General features: G+C 62.5%; 15 protein-coding genes and 5 tRNA genes. 13 read left to right on the top strand and 7 right to left on the bottom strand.

All coding sequences use genetic code 11. The annotated features are described in order from the left end of the window. Nucleotides 1-103 precede the first annotated feature (103 nt). The 4 genes from M2360_RS20480 (at nucleotide 104) to recJ (ending at nucleotide 5,046) form a co-directional block, all read left to right on the top strand. The gene (locus M2360_RS20480) at nucleotides 104-469 is read left to right on the top strand and encodes an SHOCT domain-containing protein (protein WP_280777195.1); all 366 of its coding nucleotides are present in this window, start codon (nucleotides 104-106) and stop codon (nucleotides 467-469) included. A 139-nt stretch (nucleotides 470-608) separates the two neighbouring features. Next, entirely contained in the window at nucleotides 609-1,832 is a 1,224-nt protein-coding gene (locus M2360_RS20475) for an LL-diaminopimelate aminotransferase (protein ID WP_280777193.1), read from the top strand. A 28-nt stretch (nucleotides 1,833-1,860) separates the two neighbouring features. After that, nucleotides 1,861-3,183 (top strand): homoserine dehydrogenase, encoded by a 1,323-nt coding sequence (locus M2360_RS20470; RefSeq protein ID WP_280777192.1) that lies wholly within the window; start codon nucleotides 1,861-1,863, stop codon nucleotides 3,181-3,183. 63 nt (nucleotides 3,184-3,246) lie between these two features. Then, nucleotides 3,247-5,046 (top strand): single-stranded-DNA-specific exonuclease RecJ, encoded by a 1,800-nt coding sequence (recJ, locus tag M2360_RS20465; RefSeq protein ID WP_280777191.1) that lies wholly within the window; start codon nucleotides 3,247-3,249, stop codon nucleotides 5,044-5,046. 77 nt (nucleotides 5,047-5,123) lie between these two features. On the opposite strand, the gene M2360_RS20460 is transcribed toward recJ, so the two are convergent. The 5 genes from M2360_RS20460 to M2360_RS20440 form a co-directional block, all read right to left on the bottom strand. Continuing rightward, complete coding sequence (locus M2360_RS20460; protein WP_280777190.1) at nucleotides 5,124-5,333, bottom strand: hypothetical protein; 210 nt, start codon at nucleotides 5,331-5,333, stop codon at nucleotides 5,124-5,126. A gap of 129 nt (nucleotides 5,334-5,462) precedes the next feature. Continuing rightward, nucleotides 5,463-5,537: transfer RNA gene (locus M2360_RS20455), tRNA-Glu, on the bottom strand. A gap of 144 nt (nucleotides 5,538-5,681) precedes the next feature. Further along, nucleotides 5,682-5,756: transfer RNA gene (locus tag M2360_RS20450), tRNA-Glu, on the bottom strand. A 268-nt stretch (nucleotides 5,757-6,024) separates the two neighbouring features. Further along, nucleotides 6,025-6,099: transfer RNA gene (locus M2360_RS20445), tRNA-Glu, on the bottom strand. A gap of 122 nt (nucleotides 6,100-6,221) precedes the next feature. Then, nucleotides 6,222-6,908: a DUF1045 domain-containing protein gene (locus tag M2360_RS20440; protein ID WP_280777189.1), complete on the bottom strand. Its 687-nt coding sequence runs from the start codon at nucleotides 6,906-6,908 to the stop codon at nucleotides 6,222-6,224. Nucleotides 6,909-7,080: 172 nt separating this feature from the next. Between M2360_RS20440 and M2360_RS20435 the strand changes: the two genes are divergently transcribed. From M2360_RS20435 to M2360_RS20420, 4 genes are all read left to right on the top strand, one after another. Continuing rightward, a complete protein-coding gene (locus M2360_RS20435; protein WP_280777188.1) occupies nucleotides 7,081-8,229 on the top strand; it encodes a CaiB/BaiF CoA-transferase family protein in 1,149 nt (382 codons plus the stop codon). A 159-nt stretch (nucleotides 8,230-8,388) separates the two neighbouring features. Next, nucleotides 8,389-8,465, top strand: a tRNA-Asp gene (locus M2360_RS20430). A 209-nt stretch (nucleotides 8,466-8,674) separates the two neighbouring features. Continuing rightward, nucleotides 8,675-8,751, top strand: a tRNA-Asp gene (locus M2360_RS20425). Nucleotides 8,752-8,925: 174 nt separating this feature from the next. Continuing rightward, nucleotides 8,926-9,378 carry a type II toxin-antitoxin system RatA family toxin gene (locus M2360_RS20420; protein WP_280777187.1) on the top strand — a complete coding sequence of 151 codons (453 nt, stop codon included), beginning with the start codon at nucleotides 8,926-8,928 and terminating at the stop codon, nucleotides 9,376-9,378. Between the two features lie 36 nt (nucleotides 9,379-9,414). Here M2360_RS20420 and M2360_RS20415 read toward each other — a convergent pair whose 3' ends face one another. Together M2360_RS20415 and M2360_RS20410 are read right to left on the bottom strand one after the other, a co-directional pair. After that, complete coding sequence (locus tag M2360_RS20415; protein ID WP_280777185.1) at nucleotides 9,415-9,912, bottom strand: CinA family protein; 498 nt, start codon at nucleotides 9,910-9,912, stop codon at nucleotides 9,415-9,417. Beyond that, nucleotides 9,912-11,117, bottom strand: coding sequence for a bifunctional 2-C-methyl-D-erythritol 4-phosphate cytidylyltransferase/2-C-methyl-D-erythritol 2,4-cyclodiphosphate synthase (locus M2360_RS20410; RefSeq protein ID WP_280777184.1), 1,206 nt, complete (start codon nucleotides 11,115-11,117; stop codon nucleotides 9,912-9,914). Before M2360_RS20410 ends, M2360_RS20415 begins: the two co-directional genes overlap by 1 nt. A gap of 198 nt (nucleotides 11,118-11,315) precedes the next feature. On the opposite strand from M2360_RS20410, the gene dusB reads away from it, so the two are divergent. The 5 genes from dusB (at nucleotide 11,316) to M2360_RS20385 (ending at nucleotide 18,624) form a co-directional block, all read left to right on the top strand. After that, the gene (gene dusB, locus M2360_RS20405; protein ID WP_280777182.1) at nucleotides 11,316-12,305 is read left to right on the top strand and encodes a tRNA dihydrouridine synthase DusB; all 990 of its coding nucleotides are present in this window, start codon (nucleotides 11,316-11,318) and stop codon (nucleotides 12,303-12,305) included. After that, nucleotides 12,305-13,450: a nitrogen regulation protein NR(II) gene (locus M2360_RS20400; protein WP_280777181.1), complete on the top strand. Its 1,146-nt coding sequence runs from the start codon at nucleotides 12,305-12,307 to the stop codon at nucleotides 13,448-13,450. The genes dusB and M2360_RS20400 overlap by 1 nt, the downstream gene beginning before the upstream one ends. Nucleotide 13,451: 1 nt before the next feature. Then, nucleotides 13,452-14,906, top strand: a complete 1,455-nt coding sequence (ntrC, locus tag M2360_RS20395; RefSeq protein WP_280777179.1) for a nitrogen regulation protein NR(I) — start codon at nucleotides 13,452-13,454, stop codon at nucleotides 14,904-14,906. Nucleotides 14,907-15,023: 117 nt separating this feature from the next. Further along, a complete protein-coding gene (locus M2360_RS20390) occupies nucleotides 15,024-17,270 on the top strand; it encodes a PAS domain-containing sensor histidine kinase (protein ID WP_280777178.1) in 2,247 nt (748 codons plus the stop codon). Continuing rightward, complete coding sequence (locus M2360_RS20385; RefSeq protein ID WP_280777177.1) at nucleotides 17,260-18,624, top strand: sigma-54 dependent transcriptional regulator; 1,365 nt, start codon at nucleotides 17,260-17,262, stop codon at nucleotides 18,622-18,624. Before M2360_RS20390 ends, M2360_RS20385 begins: the two co-directional genes overlap by 11 nt. Nucleotides 18,625-18,632: the final 8 nt, after the last annotated feature.

Below are 18,632 nucleotides of genomic sequence, written 5' to 3'. Positions count from 1 at the left end.
GCTCCCCGATGCTTCGTCTTTTGCTTGAATGTCACTGTGCATGAACCGGATTGCAATTTCCAGCGTTTCGGCCCACTACTCCGCACAAAGAACGAGGCCCGAATTGTCGCAGGCGAAGCCTGCCGACGAGACCAAGCTGGGGATTGCGGATATGCGAGTGGTGAATGGCGGAGCAAAGACGCTGTTATGGGCGGCGAGCCTCGGGCTGCTAACCGTGATCGGCTCCGGCTGCGCCTCCAAGGTCAGCGAAGAAGCGCGCGCGATTCCCGTCGAACCCGGCCCCTATCCGGATTTCTCGCGGCCGCTCAATTCCGCCATGGAGCAGATGACGGACGAGGACGCCAAGACGATGGAAACGCAGTTGATGGCGCTGGCCGGCCAGCGCCGCTCGGGCGCGATCAGCGAGGCCGAATATCTGCGTCGCGTCGAGGAGTTGCGGGCTTTGGGCAAGGCGACGGCCGGCAACTGAGGCCACCCGTCTGGCAATGCGCCGCGCTTGGGTTTGTCCAGGCGCGCGGACGGGCTTTTTGCCCTTGCCTTTCTCGGCATTTGGTCGCAAAGCGTGATTTGCGGCATGACGTGGCCGCATTTTGGTCAAGAGGACAACCATGGAAGAGTTTCACAAGGTCCGGCGCCTTCCGCCCTACGTGTTCGAACAGGTCAATCGCCTCAAGGCGGCGGCCCGAGCCGGCGGCGCCGACATTGTCGATCTCGGCATGGGCAACCCGGATCTTCCGACCAACAAATTCATCGTCGACAAGCTGATCGAGACCGTGCAGCGGCCTGATACGCATGGCTATTCCTCGTCCAAGGGCATTCCCGGCCTGCGCCGCGCCCAGGCCAATTATTATGAGCGCCGCTTCGGCGTGAAGCTCAATCCCGACACGCAGGTCGTGGCCACGCTCGGCTCCAAGGAAGGCTTCGCCAATATGGCGCAGGCCATCACGGCGCCCGGCGACGTGGTGCTGTGCCCGAACCCGTCCTATCCGATCCACGCCTTCGGCTTCCTGATGGTGGGCGGCGTGATCCGCTCTATTCCGGTCGAGCCTAACGAGGAATTCTTCCGCGCGCTTGAACGCGCGGTGGCCCATTCTATCCCCAAGCCGATCGCGATGATCCTGTGCTACCCGTCCAACCCGACGGCGACGGTGGTGGAGCTGGATTTCTACAAGGACGTGGTGGCCTTCGCCAAGAAGCACGGCGTCTATGTGCTCTCGGATCTCGCTTATTCGGAAATCTATTTCGACGGCAAGCCGACGCCGTCTGTGCTGCAGGTGCCGGGCGCGATGGATGTCGCGGTCGAATTCACCTCGATGTCCAAGACTTTTTCCATGGCCGGCTGGCGCATGGGCTTTGCGGTCGGCAATGACCGGCTGATCTCGGCGCTGACGCGGGTGAAGTCCTATCTCGATTACGGCGCGTTTACGCCGATCCAGGTGGCCGCCGCCGCAGCGCTCAACGATCCCGATCTCGACCAGCATATCGATGAGGTGCGCCAGACCTATAAGCGTCGCCGCGACGTGATGGTCGAAAGCTTCGGCCGCGCCGGCTGGGAGATCCCGCCGCCTTCCGCCTCGATGTTCGCCTGGGCGCCGGTGCCGGAGAAATTCCGCCATCTCGGCAGCCTGGAATTCGCCAAGCTCCTGATCGAGAAAGCCGATGTGGCGGTAGCCCCCGGCATCGGCTTTGGCGAGCATGGCGATGACTATGTTCGCCTCGCCCTGGTGGAGAACGAGCACCGCATTCGTCAGGCGGCCCGCAATATCAAGAAATTTCTCGGCACGGCCGACGAGACGCTGCACAATGTCGTGGCGCTCAAATCCGCCGGCTGAATGATCAAGACAATACAGGAATGATACTATGGCTGATGCCCTGAAGATCGGCATTGCAGGACTGGGAACCGTCGGCGCTTCCCTGTTTCGCATTCTCGGTGAGCGCCACACGATGTTGTCGGTGGCCTGCGGCCGCGATATCAGCGTCACGGCGGTTTCCGCCCGCAATCGCAGCGCCGATCGCGGCATCGACATCACCGCGACGCCCTGGTTCGACAATGCCGTGAGCATGGCTGCCGAAGCCGATATCGACGTGTTCGTCGAACTGATGGGCGGCGCCGGCGATCCGGCCTATACCGCTGTCAAAACCGCGCTCAATCGCGGCCTGCATGTGGTGACCGCCAACAAGGCGTTGCTCGCCAAGCATGGCGTGGAACTCGCAGCACTCGCCGAAGAAAAAGGCGTGATCCTGAATTTCGAGGCGGCGGTGGCCGGCGGCATTCCGGTGATCAAGGCGCTCAGGGAATCGCTGACCGGCAATACGGTCAGCCGCATCTATGGCATCATGAACGGCACCTGCAATTACATCCTGACCCGGATGGAGAAAGAGGGCCTGTCGTTCGAGGCCTGCCTCAAGGAAGCGCAGCGTCTCGGTTACGCCGAGGCCGATCCGGCTTTCGACATCGAGGGCAACGACACGGCGCACAAGCTGTCGATCCTGACCACGCTGGCTTTCGGGACCAAGATCGCCGCTGACGACATCTATCTCGAAGGCATCACCAATATCTCGCTCGAGGACATCCTGGCGGCGCGTGATCTCGGCTACCGGATCAAGCTGCTCGGCGTAGCGCAGAAGACCGCCACCGGCATCGAGCAGCGCGTGCATCCGACCATGGTGCCGCAGGATTCGGTGATCGCCCAGGTCGACGGCGTCACCAATGCGGTGGCGATCGAATCGGATGTGCTGGGCGAACTCCTGATGGTCGGCCCCGGCGCCGGCGGCAACGCCACAGCGTCCGCCGTGATGGGCGATATCGCCGACATCGCCAAGAGCCGGCCCGGCGCGCAGCTGGTTCCCAGCCTTGGACGGCCGGCGGCATCGCTCGATACGTATGTTCGCGGGGAAATGCAGAGCCATGAGGGCGGCTATTTCATCCGCCTGACGGTGGAGGATCGCGCCGGCGTGTTCGCCAGCATCGCCACGCGTATGGCCGAAAACGCCATTTCGCTCGAATCGATCGTGCAGCGCCCGCAGGCGGCGACCGAAGGCGACGATCGCAAGACAATCATCCTCGTGACCCACGCCACCACCGAATCCTCCGTGCGCAAGGCGGTTGATACGATCGAGACCGAGGGCTATCTGATCGGCAAGCCGCAGGTGATCCGCATCGAACGGCCGAAGGCGGCGTGACGCCGGGATGCCGTCAACATCCCTTGCGCCGCAGCCATGGAAGCGCAAGGGAATGATGTGACGATGTTTGAGCCCGCCGATCCTGTCGACCGCGCCTTTCTTGGCGTCGAGCGCTCCGTCAGCGGCCAGCGCTGGGTATCCAGACTCGACCAGGCCGGGCTCAATCGCGCGCTGGCGATGAGCCAGCAGCACGGCATACCCGAACTGATCTGCCGGGTGCTGGCCGGGCGCAGCGTCGGGCTTGACGAAGCGCCGGCTTTTCTTGAGCCGACCATCCGTTCGCTCATGCCCGATCCCTTCACGCTGACCGATTGCCGACCGGCGGCGGAGCGGATCGCGCGCGCGATCGAGCGGCGCGAACATGTCGCCATCTTCGGCGATTACGATGTCGACGGCGCGGCCTCGGCGGCGCTGTTGCATCGCGTGCTGTTTCACTTCGGCATTGACGCGACGATCTATATTCCCGACCGGATTTTCGAAGGCTACGGCCCCAATCCCGGCGCGATCGGCAAGCTGATCGACGACGGCGCAAAACTCATCGTCACTGTGGATTGCGGCTCGACCAGCATCGAGGCGCTGAAGGTCGCGCATGAACGCGGCATCGACGTGGTGGTGATCGACCATCACCAGGTGGGGCATGCGCTGCCGGATTGCCATGCGCTGGTCAATCCCAATCGCGAGGACGATCTGTCGGGGCAGGGCCATCTGTGTGCGGCGGGCGTCGTCTTTCTCGTCATGGCGGCGCTGCATCGACTGATGCGCGAGCGCCGCGATCCGCGCGCCGCAAGCCTCGATCTGCTCGCGCTGCTCGATCTCGTGGCGCTCGCCACCGTCTGTGATGTGGTGCCGCTCAAGGGGCTCAATCGCGCCTATGTGGTGAAAGGCCTGATCGCCGCCCGGCATCAGCAGAATCCGGGGCTGGCCGCGCTGTTCGCCAAAGCCGGCGTCGGCGGGCCGGTCACTCCTTATCATCTCGGTTTTCTGATCGGGCCGCGAATCAATGCCGGCGGGCGAATCGGCGACGCTGCGCTCGGTTCGCGCCTGCTGACGCTTGAAGATGCGGGCCACGCCGCCGAGATTGCCGCCAAGCTCGACGAACTCAACCGCGAGCGCCAGGCCATGGAGCAGGCGATGCTGGCCGAAGCCGAGGCCGAAGCGCTCGCAGACTATGGGACGGGCGAGGGGACGCCTGTCATCGTCACGGCGCGGGAAAACTGGCATCCGGGCATCGTCGGGCTGATCGCTGCAAGGCTGAAGGAAAAATTCAACCGGCCTGCCTTCGCCATCGCGCTCGATCCCTCGGGCAAGGGCACCGGCTCGGGCCGCTCGATCAACGGTTTCGACATGGGCAAGATGGTGCGCGCCGCCGTGGACCAGGGCCTGCTCGTCAAAGGCGGCGGTCACGCCATGGCGGCGGGGCTGACAGTCGAACGATCGAAATTGGGCGCGCTCAGGGCCTTCTTCGAGGATACCGCGCGCGATACCGTCTCGACGTTGACCGCCAATCGCGTGCTCAAGATCGATGGCGCGCTCGGGGCGAGTGGGGCGACATTCGATCTCGTCGATCAGCTTGAGGCTGCGGGGCCTTACGGCTCGGGCCATTCACAGCCGATTTTCGCGCTGCCGATGCACCGGGTGAAGGACAGCCGATTCGTCGGAACCAACCACATCAAGGTGACGCTGGAGGGACTCGACGGCGGCCGCCTCGACGCCATGGCCTTCCGCGCCGGCGACACCGATCTCGGCCGCCTGCTGACCGGCTCGCGCGGCGACAACCTGCATGTTGCGGGGACACTGTCGGGCGATTTCTGGCAGGGAACGCGACGGATTCAGTTCCGGATCCTGGATGCGGCGAAGGCGTGATCACGCCATGCGGCGGCGGCGGAGCGTTATGACGGCCTGCAGTCTCTCATCAGTCAGTATTGCTGATTCCTTGATGGCTATTCGGCACGGGATTGATGCGCAGCGAGACGCGGGTGCTCGGACCGATGCTGCTCCCAGGCCCATTCCTCGATCTGGCCCGAACGATAACACATCAGAAGCAGGTTTTCCTCGCCGTTGAGTTCATGTGTCATCGGCTGCTGTTCGGAATGCTTCTGGACCAGACCAAGCGCCTCAAGGATTTCAAACGCTTTGAAATGAAATGACATCGGCGATCTCCTTTCGCGGATAAATCGCCCGGCTGGTGAAAAAGTTCCCTGCGCTGAGCCGACGCACGCCACTGTGCAAGCAGATACACGCTTGGAAGGTCTGTTGCGAACTGTGGAGAAAAACAGAAGTGGCACGCCCTAGGGGAGTCGAACCCCTCTTCCCAGAATGAAAATCTGGTGTCCTAACCGATAGACGAAGGGCGCGTGCGCTTCGGTGAGGGCTTTCTAGGGGGAGGCGCCGATTCCCGCAAGCGGTTTTTTCGGCTTTTCGCGATTTTTTTCAACGGGATGAGAGGGGGAGCCGGAAACGAAAAAACCGCCCGGAGGGCGGCTTTTCGAGAGAGCAAGTGGCACGCCCTAGGGGAGTCGAACCCCTCTTCCCAGAATGAAAATCTGGTGTCCTAACCGATAGACGAAGGGCGCACTGCGCTTGCGAGCGGGCTTATAGGCAGAGGACGGATTTCGCGCAAGAGGTTTTTTGCGGGTGTGGACAAGAAAAATGAGGACAGGGTGGACAGCGTCGAGGAAGGAGCCACCCCCCTCTTTCCTGCCGGACATCTCCCCCTCAAGGGGGGAGATTGGCAAGGGGTTGGCGCTTCGGCCAACGGCGATCACTGTAGATCGCAATTTTAGCGTAGCTTATCGCAAGGCACAAAAAAACCGCCCGGAGGCGGTTTTCTTGAAGAGCAAGTGGCACGCCCTAGGGGAGTCGAACCCCTCTTCCCAGAATGAAAATCTGGTGTCCTAACCGATAGACGAAGGGCGCACTGCGCTTGCGAGCGGGTATATAGACGGAGCCATTCAGCTCCGCAAGCCCCTTGGTCGGATTTTGTCACAAAAATGCGAAATTGCCGGGTATGGCGAGAAAGCTCTTTTCAGATCAGAGGTTTAGGACCGGAGCTGATTGATGCGCAGCACGGTGAACGGCGCGCCGCGTTCGGTTTCCACGAAGAGCGCCAGATGATCGATCGCGAGAGGGCGGTCGAGGATTTCTGCGAAATGGCCGCAGATCGCCGTCTTCAGCGCATCGCGCTGGGCGTCCAATGTGGGGCCGGTCAGTGTCATGTGGAATCGAAAATCCTCGAAGACGTAAGGGTAGCCCCAGGTCTGCAGATTGTGACGTTCGCTGGGGCTGAGCTTCTCCGGCTTGCGGCGGAGAATGTCGGCTTCGCTCAAGGGCGCGCGAAAGGGCTCGAAGGCGCGGACGCTGTCGGCGGCGAGAGAATCGAGCTCTTCCGAATCTTCGGCCGGAACCAGCGCGAAGAACGGGCCGAGTTGGCCGAGTGTGACGCAGGGCAGGGCGAAGGCTTGGCGGCTGTCCGCAAAGCCGTCAAAGGCGGCGATCAGGTCCGCTTCGCTCACGCCATCCGCCAATTCGAAGGGCGCTTTCAGCGTGGCGTGAAAGCCGTAGCGGCGCGGATCGGCGGTCAGTTCGGTCAGTTCCTCTCTGGTGACGCCATTTATGGCGACTTGAGGCAGATCTTCGCCGGAGGCCGCGTCGCGACCGAGCCAGGCATTGGCGAGCAGGGTCAACGGATGATCCAGCGCAGGGGCGAAGTAGACGGCGTAACGCATGGCTCAATTCCTCATTCTGGGACGCGGGCGGGAAACCTGCCCTAGAACCGGGGGATGACACAAGCGTGACGCCGCTATTGAAAAAGCTGATGGCCGGCGGAGAAAGAATCAGTGGCGGCAGCGCGCGCCTGAGACGATGATGGCGAGTGAAAATGACAGACAGGATGCTCGCATGACCGCTAACAGCCCGCTTCACGGCGTGAAGGTGCTCGAACTCGCCCGAATCCTCGCCGGCCCCTGGTGCGGCCAGACGCTCGCCGATCTCGGCGCGGAGGTGGTGAAGGTGGAAAGTCCCGAAGGCGACGACACAAGACGCTGGGGCCCGCCCTATATCGAAAAGGACGGCGAGAAGGCGGCGGCCTATTTCCACGCCGCCAACCGGGGCAAGCAATCGGTGACGGCGGATTTCACCACCGAGGAAGGCCGCGATTTCGTGATCGCGCTCGCCAAGCGCGCCGATGTGCTGATCGAGAATTTCAAGCTTGGCGGGCTCAAAAAATATGGTCTGGACTATGAGAGCCTCAGAGCGATCAATCCGAAGCTGATCTATTGCTCGATCACCGGATTCGGGCAGGACGGTCCTTACGCGCCGCGGGCTGGCTATGACTTCATGATCCAGGGCATGGGCGGCATCATGGATCTGACCGGCGCGCCGGATGGAGAGCCGCAGAAGATCGGCGTCGCTTTTGCCGATATCTTCACCGGGCTTTATTCGGTGGTGGCGATCCAGGCCGCTTTGATCGAACGGCAGCGCACGGGAGAGGGCCAGCATATCGACATGGCGCTGTTCGACTGCATGACCGGGGTGCTGGCGAATCAGGCGATGAATTTTCTGGCCTCCGGCGTCTCGCCGCGCCGCATGGGCAATGCGCATCCGAATATCGCGCCGTATCAGACATTTCCCGTGGCGGATGGGCATCTGATCGTCGCCTGCGGCAATGATTCCCAGTTCGGGCGGCTTGCGGCGATTCTGGGACTGGCGGAGCTGGCGGGCGATTCCCGCTTCGCCACCAATGCGGCCCGCGTCGGCAACCGCCTCGAGCTCAGCCGGATCATGGAGGAGAGGACGCTGACCTTCCGTCGCGACGATCTCCTGGCGCTCCTGGAAAAGGAAGGCGTGCCGGCGGGCCCGATCAACAGCGTCGCCGATGTCTTCTCCGATCCGCAATTCATCCATCGCGGCATGAAGATCGAGCCGGAGGGCGCGCCGGGAATCCGGACGCCGATCCGCTTTTCGCGCTCCGAACTGGCGCTGGACAAAGGCGCGCCGCGACTCGGCGCGGATACGGATTCGGTCAAATCCCGTCTGCGGCAGGAGTGAGCGGGACGAGGCGGGCAGGCGTCCACAGACGCCGCGCCGGGAGTTTCAGGGGGTCCGGCGCCTGCCGTCATTTTGTCACAAAAGCTGCTTGACACTGGACGCGCCTCGCCTTAGACACCGCCTCACGAACGGCGGACAACACGCCGAACGGAACAAAGCGCGGGTGTAGCTCAGTCGGTTAGAGTGCCGGCCTGTCACGCCGGAGGTCGCGGGTTCGAGCCCCGTCACTCGCGCCATTTTCCTTCCAGAAAATGAAAAGACAACTTTAGAAGACGCCCTTGTGGCGTCTTTTGTCGTTTTGGAATCAACGGTTTGGCGGGTTTTTCTCATCCAGTTTGGAAAAATGCGAAATCCGGCAAAAAACTTGCAAGCCGCGCTTGACACTTTGCCTTGGGAGCCTTAGACACCGCTTCACGAACGGCGGAGACGCTGAACGGAACAAAGCGCGGGTGTAGCTCAGTCGGTTAGAGTGCCGGCCTGTCACGCCGGAGGTCGCGGGTTCGAGCCCCGTCACTCGCGCCATTTCTCTTCTTAAAGTCGTTGTGGCTAGATGCGATGATAGCTCTTCTGCTCTTTGTCGGAGAGATGTGTCTTGGTCGCGCAGGGCTTGTGCGCCGGGAGCGTCGGGCTTAAATGCCGATCATGGCCCAGCATGTCGTTCCGGCATCCGCGCCGCAACATGACGAATAAAGCCACATGCCCCAACACGAAACCACCCGCATTGTTAATCACACCGCCCGCGAAATGTTTGCGCTGGTGGCCGATGTCGAAGCCTATCCGCAATTCCTGCCGCTCTGCGAAGGGCTGACCGTGCGCAGCCGCAAGGAGCGCGACGGCAAGTCGCTGCTCGTGGCGGATATGACCGTCGGCTACAAGGCCATCCGCGAGACATTCGCCACCCAGGTGCTGCTCAAGCCCGACGATCTCGCGATCGAGGTGAAATATATCGATGGGCCGTTCAAATATCTCGACAATGTCTGGCGATTCGTCGATCTCGACGGCGGCCGTTGCGAGGTCAGGTTTTTCATAGATTACGAATTCAAGAGCCGGATTCTCGGCGCGCTGATGGGGTCGATGTTCGACCGCGCCTTCCGCATGTTCGCGGAAGCCTTTGAGAAGCGCGCGGACCAGATCTATCCGCGCGCCTGAGGGATGACGGCGCCGCTGGGCGCCGACCAATCCTGTTCAGCCAAGCTTGGCGAGTTCGACGATCATTTCCAGCGCCACTTCCACGGAAGCCAGACGAATCGCCTCGCGACCGATATCGCCGAAGCGCATTTCGCGGTGAATGAGCTTGCCCTTGTAATGACGTCCGCCGAAATGGACGAGGCCAACAGGTTTGCCGGTCGAGCCGCCGTCGGGACCGGCGATGCCGGTGGTGGAGATGGCGATGCCGCCTTCCGAGCGAGACATGGCGCCATGCGCCATTTCCAGCGCCACATCCTTGGAAACAGCCCCATATTGGCGCAGCGTGATCGGCATGACGCCCAGCATCTCGCATTTGGCCTTGTCCGAATAGGTCACGAAGCCGCGCTCCATAACCTGTGAGGAGCCGGGAATCGCCGTAATCGCGGCGGCCACCAGACCGCCGGTGCAGGATTCGGCCGTCGACACCATCACATTCTTTTCGGTGCAGAGCTCAACCACCTCGCGCGCCAGCGCCAGAATTTCCTTTTCGAACATTATCGTCTCCCGAATGCCACCGTCGCGGTGGCGATGGCCGCGATCCCTTCGCCGCGGCCGATAAAACCGATCTTCTCATTGGTGGTCGCCTTGACCGAGCAGCGCTCCAGCTCGATGCCGAGACAGTCCGACAGGAATTGTCGCATGTCTTGCCTGTGCGGACCTATCTTGGGCGCTTCGGCGATCAGAGAGATGTCGGCGTTCATGATGGTCCCGCCATGGTCGCGGACGATTTTTGCGGCATGCTCGAGGAAGATGCGCGACGCCGCGCCGCGCCATTGCGGATCAGACGGCGGAAAGTGATCGCCGATATCGCCGGCGCCGCAGGTGGCCAGCAGCGCGTCGGTCAGCGCATGCAGCGCGACATCGGCGTCGGAATGGCCTTTGAGCGTGAAATCATGCGGGATCCTGATTCCGCACAGCGTCACGCCGTCGCCAGGAATCAGTTGATGGACATCGTAGCCGTTGCCGGTGCGAATATCGGGAAGCGTGGTCTGTGCGAGCATTCTGTCCGCCATGTCTATATCCGCCTTCAGCGTGAGTTTCACATTGTCGCGATCGCCTTCCACCAGGCGCACCGGCGCGCCCGCCCATTCGGCGATCGCCGCGTCGTCGGTGAGCGTCGTCACGCCCGCAGCCGCGGCGCGGCGATGGGCGTCGAGAATAAAGGCGAAATCGAAGCTCTGCGGCGTCTGGGCCGCATAAAGCCCGTCGCGCGAGACGGTGTCGGCCACGAAGCCATCGGGCGCGCCGCGCTTCAGCGTATCGGCGACCTGGGTTGCTGGCAGCACCGCGCGGTCGCCGGCCCTGAGCGCGGCGGCGATTCGCTCGAACAATTTATGGCCCGCGAAGGGCCGGACGCCGTCCTGGATCATCACATGGCTGACGCCGAGCTCGACCATGGCTTCGAGCCCCGCCAGCACCGATGTCTGGCGCGTGGCGGCGCCGAAAGCCTGGGACAGCCTGTCTGGCGCGGAGGTGCTTTTCGCCATGGTTTCATAGAGATCGGCATCATCGGGATGAATGACCACCATGACCGGACCGCAGCCCGGCCAGGACAGGAAGGCGTCGATCGTATGGGCGAGAACCGGGCGACCGCCGATCAGGCGATATTGTTTCGGCCCCTCGGTCAATCCGCCCGCGCGTTCGCCGCGGCCGGCGGCCACGATCAGCACGCCTAAAGTCATGGATTGCGTCTGCCTCATATTGTTTCAGCTTGTGTCATTGGATAGTAGCATTGCGCGGTGTATAGGCGCTCGCGCGTTCGCCATATAGGGGCTCCGATTATGCGGCGCATAATTTTTGGGCGCGAGTCGATTTCTCTTGGCAAGTTGCTGCAATATGGCTAAAAATCAAGCACACACTGGCCTTGCCCGAAAGATAATCATTTGACGATCGACGTGATGTCCACGCCTCTTCAGATCGGCCCTGTCGCCTTTCGCAACCGGATCGCGCTGGCGCCGATGTCCGGCGTGACCGATCTGCCGTTCCGACAGCTCGCGCATGAATTCGGTGCCGGCTTCGTGGTGACGGAGATGGTGGCGAGCCGGGAACTGGTTCACAACGCGGCCGAATCATGGTCACGGCTCAGCAATTCCGGCATCGATCCGCATATCGTGCAGCTGGCGGGCCGCGATCCGCATTTCATGGCCGAAGGCGCGCGGATCGCCGAGGCGCATGGCGCCGACATGATCGACATCAATATGGGCTGCCCGGCCAAGAAGGTGATCGGCGGTCTCTCGGGTTCGGCGCTGATGCGCGAGCCCGAACTGGCGCTCGCCATCATCAAAGCCGTGGTCGAGGCGGTCAAGGTTCCGGTCAGCGTCAAGATGCGGCTCGGCTGGGACGATCAGTCGCTGAATGCGCCGGAGCTTGCGCGGGCCGCCGAAGCGCTTGGCGTCGGCATGATCACCGTGCATGGCCGCACCCGCATGCAGTTTTATGAAGGCCGCGCCGACTGGGGCAAGATCGCCCGGGTGCGCGAGGCGATCTCCATTCCGCTGGTCGCCAATGGCGACGTGCGCTCGCGCGACGACATCGCCGGCATTCTGGCCGCTTCCGGCGCCGATGCGGTGATGATCGGCCGCGGCGCGCAAGGGCGGCCCTGGCTGCCGGGCGTGCTGGCCGGCGCCCGCGCCGAGCCCGATATCTCCGAGATCAAGACGATCTTCGCCCGCCATTACGCCATGATGCTTGATTTTTATGGCCGCGAGCCGGGGCTTCGTCACGCCCGCAAACATCTCGGCTGGTATCTCGATCACGCCGCGCCCGGAGCGCCGATCGCGCTTCGCCAGCAGATCCTGACCTCCCGGTCGCCCGAAGACGCGGCTGCGCTGATGCAAGCCGCCTTCGACGGAGACTGGTCGACGCCGCAAACAAGCGAGGCTGCGTGATGACGGGCGACAACAAGAAGAAAGGCCCTGCAGCCGTGAATGAAATCGCCATGGCGGTGCTCAACGCCATCCAGAACGCCGTGATCCTGGTGGATGAGGATGGCTATATCCGTTTCGCCAATTGGGAGGCCGAAGCCTTTTTCGGCGCCAGCGCTTCCTATCTGGCCCGGCACACGATCTATGCCTATATCCCGTTCGGCAGCCCGCTTCTGGCGCTGATCGAGCAGGTGCGCGAGCGCCGCGCGCCGGTCAACGAATATCGCGTCGATCTCAGCTCGCCGCGGCTCGGCTCCGACAAGCTCGTCGATATCTATGTCGCGCCGGATCTGACCAATTCGGGCTCGGTGGTCATCGTGTTTCAGGAACGCAGCATGGCCGACAAGATCGATCGGCAGCTGACCCATCGCGCCGCCGCCCGCTCGGTGACCGGGCTGGCCTCGATGCTGGCGCATGAGATCAAGAATCCGCTCTCCGGCATTCGCGGCGCGGCGCAGCTGCTTGAGACCAATGTCAGCGACGAGGACCGGGCGCTGACGCAATTGATCTGCGAGGAAACCGACCGAATCGTTTCGCTGGTCGACCGGATGGAAGTGTTCTCCGACGAGCGGCCGGTCGATCGGGCGCCGGTCAACATCCATTCGATTCTCGACCATGTGAAAGCGGTTGCCAAAGCGGGCTTCGCACGCAACGTCAAGATCAGCGAGAATTACGACCCTTCGCTGCCGCCGGTGCACGCCAATCGCGACCAGCTGATCCAGGTGTTCCTCAATCTGATCAAGAACGCCACGGAAGCGGTGGCCGACCGGCCCGACGCCGAGATCACGCTGACCACCGCCTACCGTCCGGGTATTCGCATGTCGGTGGCCGGCACGCGGGAGAAGATTTCGCTGCCGCTGGAATTCTGCGTGGTCGACAACGGGCCGGGCGTTCCCGAAGATCTCGTGCCGCATCTGTTCGACCCGTTCATCACCACCAAGACCAATGGCTCCGGCCTGGGTCTCGCACTGGTCGCCAAGATCATCGGCGGCCATGGCGGCATCGTCGAATGCGACCGCCAGAACAACAAGACGATTTTCAGAGTGCTCATGCCGGCGTCGCGCGGAAACGCGGGCGAGCCGACGGACGCCAAGACGCAGGGAAACTGACATGAGCAATGCCACGATTCTTGTCGCCGACGACGACGCCGCGATCAGGACGGTGCTCAACCAGGCGCTCAGCCGCGCCGGCTACGATGTCCGCATCACCTCCAACGCCGCAACCCTGTGGCGCTGGATTTCGGCGGGCGACGGCGATATGGTCATCACCGACGTGGTGATGCCGGACGAGAACGCGTTCGACCTCCTGCCGCGCATCAAGCGCATCCGCCCGGATTTGCCGGTGCTGGTGATGAGCGCGCAGAACACCTTCATGACGGCGATCAAGGCGTCGGAGAAAGGCGCCTATGACTATTTGCCCAAGCCCTTCGACCTGACCGAACTGATCGCCATCGTCGGCCGGGCGCTCGCCGAGCCCAAGCGCAAGCCGCAGCGGATGGAAGACGACAGCCAGGACGGCATGCCGCTGGTGGGCCGTTCGCCGGCGATGCAGGAAATCTATCGCGTGTTGGCGCGGCTGATGCAGACCGATCTCACGCTGATGATCACTGGCGAATCGGGCACCGGCAAGGAACTTGTGGCCCGCGCGCTGCATGATTACGGCAAACGCCGTAATGGGCCATTTGTCGCCATCAACATGGCCGCCATCCCGCGCGATCTGATCGAATCGGAACTGTTCGGCCATGAAAAGGGCGCGTTCACCGGGGCGCAGGCGCGCTCGACCGGCCGCTTCGAGCAGGCCGAAGGCGGCACGCTGTTTCTCGACGAAATCGGCGACATGCCGATGGACGCCCAGACGCGGCTGTTGCGCGTGCTGCAGCAAGGCGAATACACCACTGTTGGCGGCCGAACGCCGATCCGCACCGATGTGCGAATCGTTGCGGCGACCAACAAGGATCTCAAGCAGGCCATCAATCAAGGCCTGTTTCGCGAAGACCTCTATTATCGCCTCAATGTCGTGCCGCTCAGACTGCCGCCCTTGCGCGAGCGTTCCGAAGATATCGCCGATCTCGTCCGGCATTTCGTGCAGCTGACCGAGAAAGAAGGCATGACGCCGAAACGCTTCGACAATGAAGCGCTCGACGTGATGAAGGCCTATCCCTGGCCGGGCAATGTGCGCGAACTCGAAAATTTCGTGCGCCGCCTGACTGCGCTTTATCCGCAGGATGTGATCACCCGAGAAATCGCCGACACCGAACTCAAGCCTGACATTTCTTCGGGACCAGCGGAAAAGCCTGGTTCGGCCTCGGGCGCCGTGTCTATCGCGCAAGCGGTGGAGGAGAACATGCGCTCCTATTTCGCCGAATTCGGCGATCAGCTGCCGCCGCCGGGGCTTTACGACCGGGTGTTGGCCGAGGTGGAATATCCGCTGATTCTCGCGGCGCTCACCGCCACTCGCGGCAATCAGATCAAGGCCGCGGATCTGCTCGGCCTGAACCGCAATACGCTGCGCAAGAAGATCAGGGAACTCGGCGTCACCGTCTATCGCAGCGCCCGCTCGGCCTGAGGCGCATCATTTTTCCGTTGCATTTCCGCCACAATGCGTTGCTTTAACGCAACGAATTGTGAGAGTGGGAAGACGATTCGAACCGGCCTGGCCGGGTCGAGGCGAACGGGGGACTGGATGGCGATCAGCCAGGATCAAACCAAGTCCGTGGGCATTGATCCGCGGCGTATTTCCAACAGCACGGGGGTCGCCGTCGCCGGCGGGTCGCTGCTCGCGGCATTGGTGACGCTGGCCATTCTCCTGGGTGTGACGCCCATTCAGCCGGAACCGAATGTGGTGGTCGCCTCCGTGGTGGTCAATGTCATCTTCGTGCTCGGGCTGCTGACGCTGGTCGGATACGAACTCTACCGATTGTTCAAGGCGCGCGCGCGCGGTCGCGCCGCCGCCCGGCTGCATATCCGTATCGTCACGCTGTTTTCCGGCGTCGCCATCGCGCCCGCCATTCTCGTCGCCGTCATCGCCTCGCTGACCTTGAATGTCGGGCTAGACCGGTGGTTCTCCGTGCGCACCAAGGAGATCGTCTATTCGGCGATGAATGTGGCGCAAGCCTATCTCAACGACAATGCCAGCTATCTGCTCGGCCAGACCGTCTCGATGGGCAATGACCTCGAGCGCAACCGCCAACTCTTCGCGCTCGACCGATCCGGTTTCGAACAGTTGCTGACGCGCCAGACCAAGGGCAGGGGGCTGGTGGCTTCCTTCCTGATGAACAGCGACGGCTCGGTGATCGCCAAATCAGAGGTTGACAGCGACAAGCCGCTGCCGGCCATGCCGGCGGAAGCGATGAAATCGGCCGTGTCGGGCAAGCCGGTGCTGATCCCGCCTGGCAAGACCAATCTCGTCGGCGCCATCATCAATCTCGACCAGCTCGACGCTTATCTCTACACGATCCGCGCCGTCGATCCGCGCGTGCTTTCAGCCGCCAATCTGATGGAGGCCAACGCCACCGAATACCGGGTGATGGACGAGGGCAAGGTCACGACGCAGATCGCCTATGGCGTGATCTTCCTCGGTTTCGCGCTCGTCGTGCTGCTGGCGGCCATCTGGGCGGCGATTGCGGTCGCCGACCGCATCGTCCGGCCGATTCGCCTGCTGATCAACGCCGCCGACAATGTGGCCGGCGGCAATCTCAATGTGATCGTGCCGGTCAGGGCGATCGACGGCGATGTCGGCAGCCTGTCGCGCACCTTCAACAAGATGATTTCGGAGCTGCGCAGCCAGCGCGACGAATTGATCGTCGCCCGCGACGAAGTCGACGATCGCCGACGCTTCATCGAGGCGGTGCTGTCGGGCGTTACCGCCGCCGTGATCGGGGTTGAGGAAGATCGGACCATCACCATCGCCAATCCGTCCGCCGGCCTGTTGCTGGGGCAGGATCAGGAGACTTTGCCCGGCCGGCAATTGAGCGAAGTTGCGCCGGAAATCGACGCGCTGCTGTCGGACGCGGCGAGCCGGTCGCGCAAGGATTTTCGCGGCGAAATCGCCATGATCCAGGGCGGCAAGGAACGGAACCTCAATGTGCAGATCACCCGCGAGGAATCGCACGCCGGCAAGGAGTCCTATGTCATCACCATGGATGACATCACCGATCTGATGATCGCGCAGCGCTCGACCGCCTGGTCCGACGTCGCTCGCCGCATCGCTCATGAAATCAAGAATCCGCTGACGCCGATCCAGCTGTCGGCCGAACGGCTGAAACGGCGCTACGGGCGCCACATCGCCGAGGATGACCGCGCCGTTTTCGACCAGTGCACCGATACGATCGTGCGGCAGGTCGAGGATATCGGCCGGATGGTCGACGAGTTCTCGTCCTTTGCGCGCATGCCGAAGCCATCCAAGGAGAGAAGCGATCTCCGCACCATCCTCAAGGACGCGGTGTTCTTGCGCGAGATGGGCAACAACCATATCCGCTTCATCCGCGACTGGGGCGAGGAGCCGCTTACCGGCGCCTTTGATTCGCGCATGCTCGGTCAGGCCTTCTCCAATCTGATCAAGAATGCGGTGGAAGCGATCGAGGCGGTGCCGGCCGGCCAGACCCGCGACGAGTACAAGATCCTGGTGCGGGCGAAGCCCGATCCGCGCGGCGATCGTCTTGTTGTGGAAATCATCGACAATGGCAAAGGCCTGCCACAGGAAAACCGTCATCGCATCCTGGAGCCTTACATGACGATGCGCGACAAGGGCACCGGCCTCGGTCTGCCCATCGTCAAGAAAATCATTGAGGAGCATGGCGGGCATTTGGAAATTCACGACGCGCCGCCGGATTTCGATCACGGATTTGGCGCGATGTTCAGGGTGATACTGCCGCTGGCCGATGAAGCCGCAGGCAAAATGGACGAGAAGGTGAGTGCTCATGGCGTCTGATATTTTGGTGGTCGACGACGAACAGGATATCCGCGAGATCGTCTCCGGAATCCTGTCGGACGAGGGACATGAAACGCGCACGGCCCATGACGCCGACAGCGCTCTCGCCGCGATTTCCGACCGCGTGCCCCGGCTGATATTCCTCGACGTCTGGATGCAGGGAAGCCGGCTTGACGGGCTTGCGCTGCTCGATGAGATCAAGAGCCGCTATCCTGAACTGCCGGTGGTGATGATTTCGGGTCACGGCAATATCGAGATGGCCGTCAACGCGATCCGGCGCGGCGCCTATGACTTCATCGAAAAACCATTCAAGGCTGACCGGCTGATCCTGATCGCCGAGCGGGCGCTGGAAACCTCCAAGCTGAAGCGTGAGGTGCGCGACCTCAAGAAGCGCTCTGGAGATACGGCGGAACTCATCGGCACCTCGGTGGCGGTGTCGCAGCTCCGGCAGAATATCGAGAAGATCGCTCCCACCAACAGCCGCATCATGATCATGGGACCATCGGGCTCCGGCAAGGAACTGGTGGCCCGCATCATCCACCGCAAGTCTTCGCGCGCCGAAGGCCCGTTCGTAGCGCTGAACGCCGCCGCGATCACGCCGGACAAAATGGAAATCGCCTTGTTTGGCACCGAGGGCTCGCCCGGCCAGCCGCGCAAGACCGGCGCGCTCGAGGAAGCCCATCGCGGCGTGCTCTATCTCGACGAGATCGGCGAAATGCCGCGCGAAACCCAGAACAAAATCCTGCGTGTGCTGGTGGACCAGCAGTTCGAGCGCGTTGGCGGCTCCAAGCGGGTGAAGGTGGATGTCAGGATCATTTCCTCCACCGCCTACGATCTCGAGCAGATGATCGCCCACGGACGTTTTCGCGAAGATCTCTATCACCGCCTGTCGGTGGTGCCGGTAAAAGTGCCGCCGCTGTCGGACAGGCGCGAGGATATTCCCTTCCTCGTCGACATTTTCATGCGCCAGATCTGCGAACATGCCGGCATCCGGCCGCGCAAGATCGGCGACGATGCGCTGGCGATCCTGCAATCGCATGACTGGCCGGGCAATCTGCGCCAGCTTCGCAACAATATCGAGCGCCTGCTGATTCTCGCGCGCAGCGATGGACCGGATACGCCTGTGACCGCCGACATGCTGCCGGCGGACGTGCTGGACGCCATGCCTAGGGTGTCCTCGACCGGCGACCAGCACATCATGACGCTGCCGCTGCGCGAGGCGCGCGAAATGTTCGAGCGCGATTATCTGATCGCCCAGATCAACCGCTTCGGCGGCAATATTTCGAGAACCGCAGAATTTGTCGGCATGGAACGCTCCGCGCTGCACCGCAAACTGAAGACGCTCGGCGTCTGATTTCGACC

Source organism: Rhizobium sp. SG_E_25_P2, assembly GCF_029892285.1.
Lineage (GTDB): Bacteria > Pseudomonadota > Alphaproteobacteria > Rhizobiales > Rhizobiaceae > Rhizobium_E.
This window is presented reverse-complemented; position numbering and strand designations above follow the sequence as displayed.